The following is a 15,279-nucleotide window of genomic DNA, read 5'->3' on the forward strand; positions in this document are numbered from 1 at the left end:
CTTTTCGCTTTGCAAATCATACATAAATACTTCAAGAACTTAACGGCAGATCAAATTGAAAAATTTACTGCCTTAAAAGACTTATATACCGAATGGAACGATAAAATTAATGTCGTTTCCAGAAAAGATATTGAACAATTATACGAACGTCACGTTTTGCACTCCTTAGGCATAGCAAAAGTTATGTCATTTAAGCCGGGCACGCGTATATTAGATGTTGGAACAGGTGGTGGTTTTCCAGGAGTTCCACTAGCTATTTTATTCCCAGAATGCGAATTCCATTTAGTAGATTCCATTGGTAAAAAAATCAAGGTAGTTCAAGAAGTTTGTGCAGCAGCAGGAATTAAAAACGTAACTGCTACCCACGGCAGAGCAGAAGATGTAAGCGGGAATTATCATTTTGTAGTAAGTCGTGCAGTTACACGCTTTAAGCCATTTTGGTCTTGGGTTAGCAGAAAATTTGCGAGCAAACAGATTAATGATTTACCCAACGGAATATTGTATTTAAAAGGTGGCGACTTAGAAGAAGAAATCCAAGAGTTGAATCGTCCAGCTTATGAATATGATTTGAATATGTTTTTTGAAGAAGAATTTTTCGAGACAAAAAAAGTAGTCCACGTACCCGCATAATCGTTCAAAATTCGTGATTTTTTTCGTAGATTGGAGTATTATTTTTCAATCAATCTATCACATCTATGAATACCATTTTCAAATCAATTGCTCTAGTTTTATTAGCAATTTCAATCTTTTCATGTAGCAAAAAAGGAGCTATAGAAATCAAAAACAAAAACTTTTCAGAAGAAGTTAATCTACAACAGAATCTTGTTATAGAATTTTCCGAAGATGTTGTTGGTGACAGTGTTGTTGATGCTTGGACCGAAGACCAACTCATCACCTTTACGCCTGCTGTTAAAGGTATGTTCAAATGGACTGCTGCAAATGAACTCACCTTCTCTCCTACTTCTGCATTTGCAGCAAGTACGGATTACAAAGCAGAAATCTCTGAGGAAATCTTAAAACAAAATCCAGATAAAAAACTTTCATTGGGAGATGAAATTAAATTTGAATTTCATACACCTTATTTGAACTTAGTTCAAATAGATAATTTTTGGGCTAAAAAGGAAAGCAATAAAGCGGTGAACGAAGTACGAATGTCTTTGACATTCAACTACAAAATAAACCCAAGTCAATTAAAAGAACTACTTAGTATCCAGATAGACAATAAGCCTGTAACTATTGATTACTACACATCTGCTGTTAGTAATGTCGTAGAAATCGGAATCTCTGAAAGCACAACATCTTTTGATGACAAGAAGGCAATCATTAGCATAAAGGCTGGTTTAAAATGCGGAGAAAGTGCTTTTGTAACAAAAGATGCGGTTACGATAGAAAGTTTTATCAGTTCAAAAGGGACTTTTATCATTACTGGCGCAATAGCTGAATACTCGGACAAAAGCGGATACATAAGTGTAAGTACCAATCAAGAAATTGCAACGGAAGATATTGAATCGTTAATTAAAATTGATCCTTCACTCGATTTCAGCATTGAAAAACAAGGTGCAGGATTTTTTATTAAAGGAGAATTTACAACTGGACAAGCGTATGAATTATCTATCGACAAAAAACTTCAAGGCATTTTTGGCGGTACATTAAAAGATACCTATTCTGAAACATTGTTATTTGGCACACCCAAACCTGCCATAAGTTTCATTTCTAAAAAAGGCGTTTATCTAAGTAGTAAAGGGAATAAAAATATTGCAGTACGTATTATAAATGTTCCAAAGGTTACTGTTAAGATTTATAAAGTTTATGCAAACAACATCTATTCATTCTTTAGAAGCAATAATAACAATTACGGCTATTATGACGATGAAGAATATTATTACGATGATTATGGAACGTCTTATTATGGACTGGAAGAAATAAGTGATGTTGTGTATGAAAAAGAAATTGAGACGAAGAATCTTAAAAAAGTAAATGGAACGTCTTTGTTGAATGTTGATTTTAGCGACATCAATCAGTTCAAAGGAATTTATGTTGTTAAAGTAAACTCTACAGAAGATCAATGGCTGGGAGACGCTAAATATGTTTCGATATCCGATATTGGTTTGATCGCAAAAGAAGGTAAAAACGATATGTTGATTATGGCAAATTCCATTATCAACAACGAACCTTTAGCTGACATTGAAATAAACTTAATCAGTTCGAACAACCAAACGGTTTTTACAGGTAAGACAGATGGCAGTGGTGTCATTCACATCAAAGACCTGAAAAGTAAGATAAAAACTTTTTCAATAGGAATGGTTACTGCTACAAGTGGCAATGATTTCAACTATTTAAATCTCAGAGACAGCTACGTTGGCAATACCGATTACGAAACAGGTGGTGCAAAAGAAAACGAAGCGGGCTACGAAGCATTTATTTATGGAGACAGAGAAATATACAGACCAGGAGAAACGGTGCACATCAACTCCATTGTGCGTGATGTAAAATGGAATGCACTAAAAGCCGTACCTGTAAAAATGAAAGTAGTGTTGCCAAATGGTAAAGACTTTCAAAACATACGTGGCACATTAAACGAACAAGGTGCATTTGAAACATCCTTCAAACTCCCTGAATCAACTGTAACAGGTACCTACTCTGTTGAACTGTATACTTCTACGAATGTATTGTTGAATTCAATTCGTATCAGTGTAGAAGAATTTATTCCGGATAGAATTAAAGTTACAGCAACGGTAAACAAACCGGAGTTGGTATTAAGCGAAAATCTTGTTACAAACTTGCAGGCTATGAATTTATTCGGTCCGCCGGCATCGAACAGAAACTATGAAGTAGAACTTTCATTGACACGTAAATATTTTAGTGCTGAAAAATATTCAAATTATGACTTCGGGATTAATGCTTCTTCTTACAATGAATTTGAAAGCGAAGTACGTGAAGGCAAAACAGATGCTGAAGGCAAAGGAACACAATCCTTCTCTTTCCCTTCAGCCTATAAAAATTCGGGTGTACTTGAAGGTAAAATTTATACGACAGTATTTGATGAATCAGGCAGACCGGTACATCAATTAAATAGAGTCGATGTCTATACACAAGAAACTTTTTATGGTATTCAGTATACCGATAGTTATGTAGGAACAAACCAACCGTTTAGCATACCTATGATAGCGGTAAACCGCAAAGGAGTAGCAATCGCTGCTGAAGCTAGAGTTGAAGTGATCAAATACGAATGGCAAACAGTCATGCAAAAAACGTATGGCGATGATTACCGCTATGTTTCGCAGAAAAAAGTTCGGGTAATGGAAAACAAAACCATCCGCCTTTCTGCAACGGGACAATCATTTGTTTTCACTCCGATCCAATCGGGTGAATATGAAGTGCGCTTGTATGCACCCAATGCACAATCGTATGTAAGCAATTATTTCTATGCCTATGGTTGGGGCAATACCTCTTCTACTTCTTTTGAAGTAAATACAGAAGGAAAAGTAACCATTGAAACAGATAAGAAAGAATATAATACAGGTGATGAAGCAAAATTATTATTCAAAACACCTTTTGAAGGCAAGTTGATTGTAACGATCGAACGCAACGAAATCTTTGAATACAAAGTTCTTGAAACAAACAATCGTTCTGCATCAATGACGGTTTCGTTATCGGATGCGTATCTTCCAAACGTATATGTTACTGCAACTTTAATCAAACCGAATACAGATCAAAAAGTACCTTTAACTGTTGCGCATGGTTTCCAAAATGTAACAGTTAACAAATCAGAAAATAAATTACCCATAGAAATTACAGCAGTTGCAAGCAGCAGATCTAGAACAAAACAAAAGATTTGTATCAAAACAAAAGCAGAATCAAATATAGAGGTTACTATCGCTGTTGTAGATGAAGGTATCCTTCAATTGAAAAACACACAAACACCTGATCCATATAATTACTTCTACCGCAAACGTGCACTTGAAGTAAATTCTTATGATGTGTATGCGCGATTACTATCTGAATTAAGCACCTCTACAAGTAAAGTTGGTGGTGATGGATACAATCTAAGCAAACGTGCAAATCCGCTTACAAACAAACGTGTAAAACTCGTTACCTTCTGGAGTGGAATTTTAAAAACGAATTCAAGCGGTGAAGCATGTTATGAAATTGACATTCCTCAATTCTCGGGCGATTTGCGTATCATGGCAGTAGCTTATAAAGACAATCATTTTGGTTCTGCACAGAAAAATATGAAAGTAGCAGATCCGATTGTAATCTCTACTGCGTTACCTCGTTTTTTAAGTCCGGGTGATGTATTGACAATGCCTATTACCATGAGCAATACAACCAATAAGCCAATGAGTGCATCTGTTACTATTGGTATGACAGGCAATGTAAAAATTGATGGTGCAAGCAGCCAACAAGTAACCATCCCTGCAAATTCTGAAAAACAAGTATCGTTTTCAGTAATAGCTGATCAGAAAATCGGATTGGCACAAATCACTACCCTCGTAAAAGCAAACAACGAAGAGTTTAAAGAAGTGACTGACATCACCGTGAGACCCATTACGTCATTGATTAAAGTAAGTGGTTCAGGATCTGTAAATGGGGGCAATACAGCTAGCTTTAAAATAGAAAATGACTTTGTACCTTCTAGTACAAGTAGTAAAATTGTGGTAAGTAAATCGCCGATGGTTGGCTTTACTAAAAACTTGAGTTATTTGATTGGCTATCCATACGGATGTATTGAACAAACAACTTCTCGTTCTTTCCCTCAATTGTACATTCGCGATTTAATGAAAGAATTAAAACAAGCGAATTACACCAATGTATCTCCTGAAAAAATGGTACAAGAAGGCATCAATCGCATCTACACCATGCAAACATATAACGGCGGCTTCAGTTACTGGCCAGGTCATTATGAAAGCGATTGGTGGGGAACTACATACGCAACACACTTCTTAATTGAAGCAAAAAAAGCGGGTTACGATGTACAAGGAACAGTGATTGACAAAGCACTTAGTTACTTAAAAAGTAAAGTAAAAGAAAAAGGTCAATATACGTATTGGTATTACAATGCAGGTGGCGGGGAAACATCGCGTGTGATTGCAGCAAAAGAAATATTCTATTCGTTATATGTAATGAGTTTATACAACCAACAAGATTTGTCGGTAATGAACTTCTATAAAACGAACACTTCTATGCTTGCATTAGACAGTAAGTATTTATTAGCTGCAACCTACTTACGAATTGGAGATCAAGCATCGTACAGAACGTTATTGCCAAGTACATTCAACGGAGAGAAATCCGTTAACAGTTTTGGTGGAAGTTATTACAGTTACATTCGTGACATGGCAATCATCTTAGATGTAATGGTTGAAAATGATCCAAACAATGCGCAAGTTGGCATGTTGGCGAAACACTTAAGCGAACAAGTTAAAAATCAGTATTATTTAAATACACAAGAAACGGCGTTCGCTTTAATTGCCTTAGGGAAAATTGCACGTAAAAATGCAGATGCGACCGTTACAGCAGATATCAAAAGCAATAATGCAAGCATCGGCACCTATAGCACGGGTGTATTTGCTTCCACTAAAAACCAATCGAATAATACCATTTCAATTGTGGCAAAAGGAACAGGTACACTTTATTATTCATGGGAAGCAGAAGGCTTGAGCGAATCAGGTATTGTGAAAGAAGAAGATAAATACATTGTAGCACGTAGACAATATTTTGATCGCAATGGAGCGGCAATTAATAGTTCAAGTTTCAAACAAAACGATTTGGTAATTGTACGTTTAGCGGTACAAGCGATAGACAATTCACGCATCGAAAATGTTGTATTGACGGACATGTTGCCTGCTGGTTTTGAAATCGAAAATCCAAGATTGAATGATTTAACAGAAGCAAGTTGGATCAAGAATAATTCAACGCCAGAATATTTCGACATTCGTGACGACCGTATCAACATGTTTGTAACAGCAACCAATTCTACACGCTATTATTATTATATGGTTCGTGCAGTAAGTGTCGGAACATTTAAAGTAGGACCTGTAAGTGCTGATGCAATGTATAATGGAGAATACCATTCTTACAATGGCGCTGGTACAATCACCATCTCTGAGAAATAAGATTTATAAATCATAGTGATAAATAACTTATAAACTAAATAGATTTGTCTGAGCTAATCATCGTTCAGGCAAATTTATTTACATATTTAAACGACTTATCGTTAACGAAACAATATTGAATACCACTCCGTATAAAAAAATATTCAAAAGGCTTGCACTATCTTGTGTAAGCCTTTTTGTATTGTTTTTTGTACTGCATGTACTATTCCCGATAGCACCCATACCTACCTATTCAACCGTTGTTACAGCAGATAACAATGAAGTGTTACATGCATTTTTAAGTAAGGATGATAAATGGCGTTTTAAAATAAGTACCAAAGAAATTCATCCCGATTTAAAAATTGCATTTATAAATAAAGAAGATAAGTATTTTTATTATCACCCAGGCATCAATCCATTTGCTATAGGCAGAGCAACGTTCAACAATATTTTACAAAACAAAAAAACATCGGGTGCATCCACCATTACCATGCAAGTGGTACGTTTGTTAGAACCTAGAGAAAGAACCTACTTAAATAAAATCGTAGAATTATTTAGAGCATTACAATTTGAATGGACCTACACCAAAGATGAGATTCTTGAAATGTACATCAATTTTGTACCTTATGGTTCAAACATTGAAGGTGTAAAAGCAGCATCACTACTCTACTTTCAAAAATCACCCGAGCAATTGAGTTTGGCACAAATTGTTTCTTTAACCATTATCCCCAACCGACCTGTATCCTTAAATCCACAGCGCCATCCAGATCGACTGATGCAAGAACGCAATAGATGGCTGAGCCGTTTTAAAGAAGAAGCATTATTTGATAGCGAACGCATAGCTGATGCTATAAAAGAAAATGTGCATGCCAAACGGATGGCACTACCCAGAAAAGCCCAACATCTAAGCATACGATTGCATCGCAAATATCCACGCACAACCGAGATTCAAACCTCTATAAAAATATCAACCCAAGAGCGTGCACACATGTTGGTTACCAATTACATGGCGCGTATCAAAAAACTAGCCATTCATAACTGTGCAGTTATCGTGCTCAACAACGAAACAAAAAAAGTGGAAGCCTACATCGGTTCGCAAAATTTTAATGACAGCGAATTTCAAGGTCAGGTGGATGGGGCAAATTCTATCCGCTCCCCTGGTAGTACGCTGAAGCCGTTTATATTTGGACTGGCATTTGACAAAGGCATATTAACGCCTAAAATGGTTATTGAAGACATTCCAACCAATTTTGATGGCTACGCTCCTACTAATTTTGATGAGAAGTTTAACGGTCTTGTAACCGTAGAAAAATCACTTGCCTTTTCGTTAAACATACCTGCTGTAAAAACCATAGAGCAATTAACGCCCAAAGCATTTACGAATGTTTTGGTAAAGAGTGGCTTTAAACAAATCAAGCGTGATTACAATCATCTAGGCTTATCAGTAGCCTTGGGTGGCTGTGGCGTTACCCTAGAAGAGCTTACACACATGTATAGCATCTTCTCCCAAAAAGGCATGTTATACAATTATCCTGTATTAGAATCAGACACCAGTCAGTATGCGGTACGGATACTTTCAGAACCTTCTTCCTATATGGTTTCTGAAATCTTAACGCAGCTCGTGCGTCCTGATTTACCCAACAACATGCAAAGTAGTTTTCACGTGCCGCATATTGCTTGGAAAACGGGTACATCTTTCGGTCGCAAAGATGCTTGGTGCGTAGGTTACAACCAAAAATACACCATTGGTGTTTGGCTTGGAAACTTTGATGCCATGGGTATTCATGAATTAACAGGTGCAGACATAGCTACGCCTTTACTCTTTGAATTATTCAACACCCTCGATTACAATTCGCAACAACATTGGTTTTTTAAACCCAAGGGATTAGAGTTGCGCACGGTTTGTACTTACAGTGGATTACCCATGGGTGAATTTTGCACCGAAAGCATTATCGATCAATATATTCCCAAAGTGTCTAGCAATGAAGTATGCAGACACATCAAGGAATGTTTGATATCTGCCGATCAAAAATACAGCTATTGTACTTCATGTACACCTGATGGTGGCTATATCGCTGAAACATATCCAAACTTATCGGTTGCGCTGGCTGATTTTTATGATTCGCAACGAATCCCCTATAAAAAGCAACCCATACACAACCCAATGTGCAAGCGGATCATGCAGGATCAAAACCCTAAGATTGTTTCGCCCGACAACAACCGTGAATATTTAATTGAACGTGCCGTACCCACAGAACTGCAATTAAAATGCATCGTACCCAACGATGTACAAAAAGTGTATTGGTATATCAACAATAAATTCTATAAGGAAGCCACTCCAAAAGAAGAAGTATTTTTCTTACCGAATGAAGGCACTACAAAAATATCATGTAGCGATGATCGAGGCAGGAATAGTAGCATGCATATTAAGGTGGATTTTTACTAAAGCCGGAGGCTGAATGCTTAAGGCCTAAGGCGGAAAGCCTAATGCTAAATGCTGGCGCAAGCATTCCATCTCGCAATTCGCCTCAGTTGCGTCTTTTCAGACAAGCGATTGATTGCCTCTGAGGCCTTGCCATGGTTGGTGTTCCTGCCAGTACTACAGATTGATATTGATCGACTATTACGCAGGGGCACCAACCATTCTATCGACAAGCAGAAATTCGACGTAACAACAGACAGTGCTTGTCGGTTGGCAAAAAAGATACAACCGAGGCGAGATGCGCAGTTGCCTTAAACTGCAGAAAACGCGTCGTAAAGATAGTTGCTATGCACTCTTGTTTAAATGAAAACCTCTAAATTAATCCTTAACAAAAGTCACTACTTTATACCCATCTAAAAATGTTATATGGAAAAAGTATATTCCTTTTGATAAACTGCTTACATCCATGCTGGTATTACCCGTTTCTAAAATTGCAGATAAAACCTTGTTACCAGTTACATCTTTTACATCAATCGAAGTAATAGCGAATGAACATTCAACATGTACAAAAGTAGACGATGGATTTGGGTACACCGATAAATAAACGTTTGATTGAGTATTCGCAATACCAGTGGATACAGGTGGTAAGCCTGCGGTAGGTGCAGTAATTCTGCGGATACGATTGTTGTTTTCATCTGCTACATATAAATAACCATGGGGGTCAAAACAGATTCCTGTAGGGTTATAAAAATCCGCCGCAGTTCCATAACCATCTTTTGACATCTGCAAATTATTCGATCCTGCAAACGTAGTTACAACACCCAAGGCGTCAATCTTTCGGATACGGTTGTTTACATTGTCTGCTACATAAATATTGCCCAAGTTGTCGCAGGCTACTCCTGTCGGATTTCCAAACTGAACATTTGAACCGCTTCCATCCGTATAACCTTTCGTTGATCCAGCTACAGTACTTACTAAGCCAGAAGGTGTAATTTTTCTAATTTTATTATTTGCGAAATCTGCTACATAAAAGTTGCCTAATACGTCACGAGTAATTCCTGCTGGCAGATCAAATTGAGCAATATTCGCTGCGCCATCTTTATATCCAGCAACACCTGTACCTGCAAAGGTACTTACAGTACCGTCGGCAGTAATTTTTCTAATTACACGATTTCCATAATCTGTTACATACAAATTCCCCGCATCATCAAAAGTCAAACCCGCTGGCTGTGAAAAACGTGCTACAGAACCTACACCATCAATATATGCTCCTAATGGATCACCCCCTGCAACTGAAGTGACAACTCCAGCCGGTGTTACTTTTCGGATTTTATTATTGCCTACATCGGTAACATAAAAGTCTCCTGAAGAGCTCCGCGTTATTGCTGATGGGAAACTAAAACTTGCAGCAGTACCCGTTCCATCTATGTTTCCTGCAACTCCTGAACCTGCTATCGTCGTTACAACTCCAGCAGGAGTTATCTTGCGAATTCGGTGACCAAAAGTATCTGCCACATATAGATTTCCATCCGGATCAACGGTTACGCCCTTTGGATATTTAAACTGCGCATCTGTACCCGTACCATCTGCATAGCCCAAAGTTGAGCCTGCAAACGTAGTCACTTGTTGTGCACTTATACTTAGTGAAAAGACTGTAAAAACAAAGATTGAAAATAAAATTTTAACTGGCTGAGATTTCATAAAAAAAGTTTTAATACGCCTAAATTTAATCATTTATATTGAATATGAAAAAAATAAAATTTATACTTATTTTTAACACTGCACATCGGTTTAATCAAGAGTATTTTTAAGGTAAAACAGTTCACATATTCATACTATTAAACATATTATACTATTCTGTTTTTTTTAAATCATTCAAACATGTCTGTTATTCGTACTAGAGGGAAACAGGATACATTCATCATACTTTTTATATCACCTCAATAAAGAACATCTCTTATCCGATTCTTTTCGTAAATCTATACCTGCATCAACCATATCCGGATGGCGAAGCAGTAATCCCAATTCATACATTGGTCATGCGTACAGAAACGATCTCGGTGAAGCCATGGATCATTTGCAGCTCATGGCTGCACACCAACACTTAAAGAAAACAGTATATATACTTTCCAATGTATGGATTTCAATAGCACATTTCATTACTCCTGTATTAAATAAAAATAAACAGTATTCTGTAGCCCTAATCAATGAAGTACAGCGTTTGTCTACTGTTATTCCCAAACATATGGCTTTAAAACTGGCAGGAATTTCTGGACATGCCTTTCAGTACATGCTCCATAAAATAAACACCCGTTGCCACGATTCGGCCTTTAATCTATGCTTCCGAAAACATCCATTACAGCTTTCTTTTAAAGAAATAAATACAATGAAAAGCTTACTCACAGATATACGTTTTGTGTGCTGGCCTATTTCTTCTATTGCGTATTTTGCACAACGCAATAATATACTCGCTGCTTGTGTCAGTACTTGGTACAAATATGTAGACCTCATTGGTTTTAATAAGAAAACGCCAAAAGGAAAAGAAAGTCATACTGGGCTTATTACCACTGCCCCAAATCAGTTTTTGCATGTAGACACAACCTTCTGGAATATCGAGCACGATCTAAAAGCAGCTATTGTATTGGTCTCCGATAATTTTTCTAAAGCAATTTTAGGCTGGAGTGTTTCTTTAAAAAAGAATGCCGAAAATGTATCCTGTGCATTAAATAATGCTATACAAACCATTCATTCATTTCATCCCCATCATGTATGTGCAACGCTTATGGCAGATGGTGGAAAAGAAAATCACAATACAACCATAAGCGAATTATTGCAGGCAACTACAAATCCCGAGATTACTAAAATCAGTGCGCTTAAAGATATTGCTTTTTCAAATGCCTCTATTGAAGCCATCAATAAAATCCTTAAAGTATACCTACGGTTTCACAAACCTGCCACATTGGAACAATTAATTGAATGCATCCAAACAGTCGTATATGATTATTCATTTGTACACCCGCATGGATCCTTAAACGGTATGATCCCAATGGAAGTATATACCAATCAAGCGCTCAATATAGATACAAATGCTTTTGCATTACAGGCCAAAACCGAACGTATCGAACATAACAGAAAACACACCTGCGGAACTTGTTACTAACAAACATACTCCTCTTATTCTCTCATACATTTATAAACTAAAAACGGAATAGCTTCCCTTTTTTAGAAAACCATTCCGTTTTTTTACCATTTCGATATACCGAAGGCTAAACCACAGAATTATCGTGGGTTTTGCCTAGGTAATTGATTAAAGTGTTTATATGAAATTGAAAGGAATAAAAGTTGAAAGCCTTAAGCTATATAACTACCTGTGCAAAAATTGGTGCTCCAGCCAACACTGCTAATGGATACTAATCAATTATTACGCAGTGTTAACAAGCATTTTCTGCGTTTGAATTGAGCCAATCGAATCTGTATCAAAATTATTTTTTGTAGTTATTGCCTATATTTTATCTTCTACCTGAATGCAGTAAAAAATCATAATAGAAAGACAATCATTCACGATTCACTATAAGATATTGTCAGACATAGGCAGCAAATCTTCATGTATTAAAACTGAATACATTATTTCTTTATAATCACAAATTCAACGCGTCTATTTTTTTCTCTGTTCTTCTCCGTATCATTTGGCGATACAGGTTCTGCACCACCAAGACCTTTCCCTTTAATGCGCGACTTATCAATTCCAGCTTTAACTAAATATTCAGTAACAGCTTTTACGCGTTCTTCAGAGAGCAGTATATTTAATCGAGGATCACCTTGATTGTCGGTATGCCCTCTAATTTCAATTTGTATGGTTGAATTTTCTTTTAATAGTTTCATCAGTCGATCTAATTCAGGATATGATGTAGGCAACAATTATGGCTTGCTACGAACAAAAAATACATTATTTAAATTTATGGATTGACCCAGTTCTATCGGTACAAGATAAATATCCTTTTCAATTTCTTTATACGAACGTACTTCTTTGAGATCCATGTTTTCATTCACCGCAATATATCCACTTGCTTGTGCATAAAATCCATAATTTTTACCATAAGGTAAAACCATCGAGTAACTTCCGTCTGCTGGTGTTGATCTACAATCACCTATTACCGCCCTATCCTCCAAATTTTCATATCGTATAGTTGCGACAACAGGCAGTTTAGTTTTTGCATCTAATACACGACCTTTAACTAAAGTAACTGGGTCAGGACTTAATTCTTTAGGCAAGTCAGACATGAAGATATCTGCATACCCAATGGAATTAATAGTAGAGGAAAAGTACACAACCTTTGCATCGGCAGATATTTTGTAATAGGCATTAAACCCTTCGTTATTAATTGCTGGCCCCATATTTAATGGCTTACTCCACTTTGTCCAGCTCTCATCCAAACGCTTACTCATATACATATCTGATTCGCCATAATTTGGTAAAGTCCATGATGCAAAATAGAGCGTTGAATTATCGGCAGAAATAAACGGAGAAAAATCAAGTGTATAACTATTAATCTCTGCTCCCATATTTTTTGGTTCGCTCCATGTATTATCTTCTTGTTTGAAGCTTACATATAAGTCTCCATCTCCTTTGCTATCATTTCGTTTATTGCACAAAATAAGGGTTCGTCCATTGTCTGCCAAGAAATAATTTACGTGGCAAGGTAAGGTATAAAAGTTTTTTATGATTAAATTTTCTGGATACGACCATCCAGTAGCTTTACGATGACTTATTGCTAGCCCATTCATATGATCGCTGGTATTCTTTTTTTTGTCGTAGGTCCCAAATAAAAGAATGGTATTCCCATCTGGAGAAACTGAAGCTAATGCATTGTTTCCATTATTACTGATGCCATATTCAAGTCTTTTTGACTCTGTCCATGCATTGTTTATATATTCAGAGAAATAAATATCCCCATCAAACATTTCACCATCAATCATAACTCCCGGGTAATTGTTTTTATGATATAAGCGTGTAAAATACAATGTTTTTTTATCGGCTGTCAAAACTGGGTTTAATTCATCTGCATACGTATTGATGGTTGTAGGTAAAGCATTTGCTTTAATAGGTAAAGCATTAGGTTCTAATACATCGTTTTTATTATCTTGATTGAATACAACATAATCTATGTGAAAATCCATTTTAGTTGTTGTAATAAAGCCTATGTATTTATTTATATTGGAACAAAACAGAGTGCTTGCAAGTGTTAGTACCTTTTGATTATTAATATAAAAAATAACATTATCTCCTTTTTTATTCAGGGTTAAAATTTGATACGCTGTTGCTGCCGCACAGGCATTCGTTTTTTGCCAGCCACTATTAGCAAGGCCAAGTTCAGATTCCGTATGACTTCCCCAAACCTTATCTGCATTGTAATAACCAACCCAGAAAGAATTATTGTAGGGATTCACACAAAAGAAATTCATTTTCCCATCTAAATCTGTAATAAAAAAACCTGCATGACCATCTCCTTTACTAGTAGGTATTTTAATTTTCACCTCCATTGAAAAATCTTTTTTTGGATTCATGTGTATGTTTTTAAACATCCAATAAATATGTCCGTTATTGTCTTTATTGGAAAGTATGTAGTGCCCATGTTTAATGCTATAATCCATTTCAGGAGCATCCTTTACATACCAGTTTTTATCATTGGAATTAAAATCTTCTCGAAACCACTGAGAAATTTGAGCGCTTGCAGTGAATGTTAAGAAACTAAAAATGAATAATAAATTAAAAATCATTTTCATAAATGTGGGATTGAACGAAGTTATATACATAAAACATAGCATTTGATTGTTAAATAATCAACTCTAACCTTTCAAGAATTAGACGAAACCCAAATGAGAATTGTCTGTTTTGAATCTTTATTCTTACAAGTCATATACTAAAAATAATGCTCAATTAAATAGGGATGCCTATCTGTTATACATAAAATAAAAAATAGATAATTGAGAGTTGTAATCTATTGTAATATCGGATTACAAATCCTTGTTTTCTGGCTTCCGGATTGTAAATCCGGAAATGCAGCGTAATTAATTTACAACAGCGGAGTAAATGCTAGAACAGTAAAAACACGTAACTAAAAACCCCATTGATATTTTTTATATTCCGCAAAAATTATGATTTTATTCTACAACAAAACTGAATTTTTGAGAAGGTGTACCGCATATCATATTTCTTCTAGTAATTATATAAAAAGATAGTTTTTTTCCTACTGATTGCGGATATACTTCTAAATATTCCTCATTCTTTGATTTACTTAAACTGTTTTGGTAAGTAGCATATGTGTTTGGAGTGTAGTTGCTTTCAAACATTACAAAAGATTCATCCGTTGCTTCCATATAACCTTTAGGTGATTCCCATGTTACATGAAAATATTTCACACCATCAATTGTTCTGAAATCTTGTTTTACTATTGTTACAGGTTGAATGGCAATTGAAGTATGTTTATAATCAAATGGTAAAGATTCATATATATCAGAATTTTTAAGTACAAAATTTATTTTAAATGAATAATTATTCCCTAATATGTAATTGCCTTCCAATATATAGTAAAAACTATCTTTTTTAATTTGAGCTATTTTTTGCCATGTTTTATTGAATTCATAGACTTCATAATGATCAATCATTTCAAATGGAATGGAGTCCGATCCCCATTCAATAATAGGTTTATCACATAAAACTGGTCCGTATTCTAGAGAAGAATACTTCATAAATACTCTAATTGA

8 protein-coding genes are annotated in these 15,279 nt (G+C 35.9%); 4 read left to right on the forward strand and 4 right to left on the reverse strand.

Translation table 11 applies throughout. From position 1 onward, the window contains the following. Positions 1–9: 9 nt before the first annotated feature. From rsmG to pbpC, 3 genes are all read left to right on the forward strand, one after another. On the forward strand, positions 10–630 hold the full coding sequence (rsmG, locus tag Q0543_RS02775; protein WP_299248795.1) for a 16S rRNA (guanine(527)-N(7))-methyltransferase RsmG: 621 nt from the start codon (positions 10–12) through the stop codon (positions 628–630). 65 nt (positions 631–695) lie between these two features. Beyond that, on the forward strand, positions 696–6,113 hold the full coding sequence (locus Q0543_RS02780) for an Ig-like domain-containing alpha-2-macroglobulin family protein (protein WP_299248798.1): 5,418 nt from the start codon (positions 696–698) through the stop codon (positions 6,111–6,113). A gap of 115 nt (positions 6,114–6,228) precedes the next feature. Next, positions 6,229–8,538 (forward strand): penicillin-binding protein 1C, encoded by a 2,310-nt coding sequence (pbpC, locus tag Q0543_RS02785; protein ID WP_299248799.1) that lies wholly within the window; start codon positions 6,229–6,231, stop codon positions 8,536–8,538. A 354-nt stretch (positions 8,539–8,892) separates the two neighbouring features. On the opposite strand, the gene Q0543_RS02790 is transcribed toward pbpC, so the two are convergent. Further along, complete coding sequence (locus Q0543_RS02790) at positions 8,893–10,215, reverse strand: T9SS type A sorting domain-containing protein (protein ID WP_299248801.1); 1,323 nt, start codon at positions 10,213–10,215, stop codon at positions 8,893–8,895. Positions 10,216–10,600: 385 nt separating this feature from the next. Here Q0543_RS02790 and Q0543_RS02795 point away from each other — a divergent pair, with 385 nt between their 5' ends. Further along, positions 10,601–11,674, forward strand: coding sequence for a hypothetical protein (locus tag Q0543_RS02795; RefSeq protein WP_299248803.1), 1,074 nt, complete (start codon positions 10,601–10,603; stop codon positions 11,672–11,674). Positions 11,675–12,138: 464 nt separating this feature from the next. On the opposite strand, the gene Q0543_RS02800 is transcribed toward Q0543_RS02795, so the two are convergent. The 3 genes from Q0543_RS02800 to Q0543_RS02810 form a co-directional block, all read right to left on the reverse strand. After that, positions 12,139–12,429: an OmpA family protein gene (locus Q0543_RS02800; RefSeq protein ID WP_299248805.1), complete on the reverse strand. Its 291-nt coding sequence runs from the start codon at positions 12,427–12,429 to the stop codon at positions 12,139–12,141. Positions 12,430–12,432: 3 nt separating this feature from the next. Next, positions 12,433–14,328 (reverse strand): hypothetical protein, encoded by a 1,896-nt coding sequence (locus Q0543_RS02805; RefSeq protein WP_299248807.1) that lies wholly within the window; start codon positions 14,326–14,328, stop codon positions 12,433–12,435. A 348-nt stretch (positions 14,329–14,676) separates the two neighbouring features. Then, positions 14,677–15,279 (reverse strand): hypothetical protein (locus tag Q0543_RS02810; RefSeq protein WP_299248810.1); only part of this gene is annotated, 603 nt, incomplete at its 5' end.

Origin of the sequence: uncultured Cytophaga sp. (assembly GCF_937863595.1) — a bacterium.
Classification (GTDB): domain Bacteria; phylum Bacteroidota; class Bacteroidia; order Cytophagales; family Cytophagaceae; genus Cytophaga.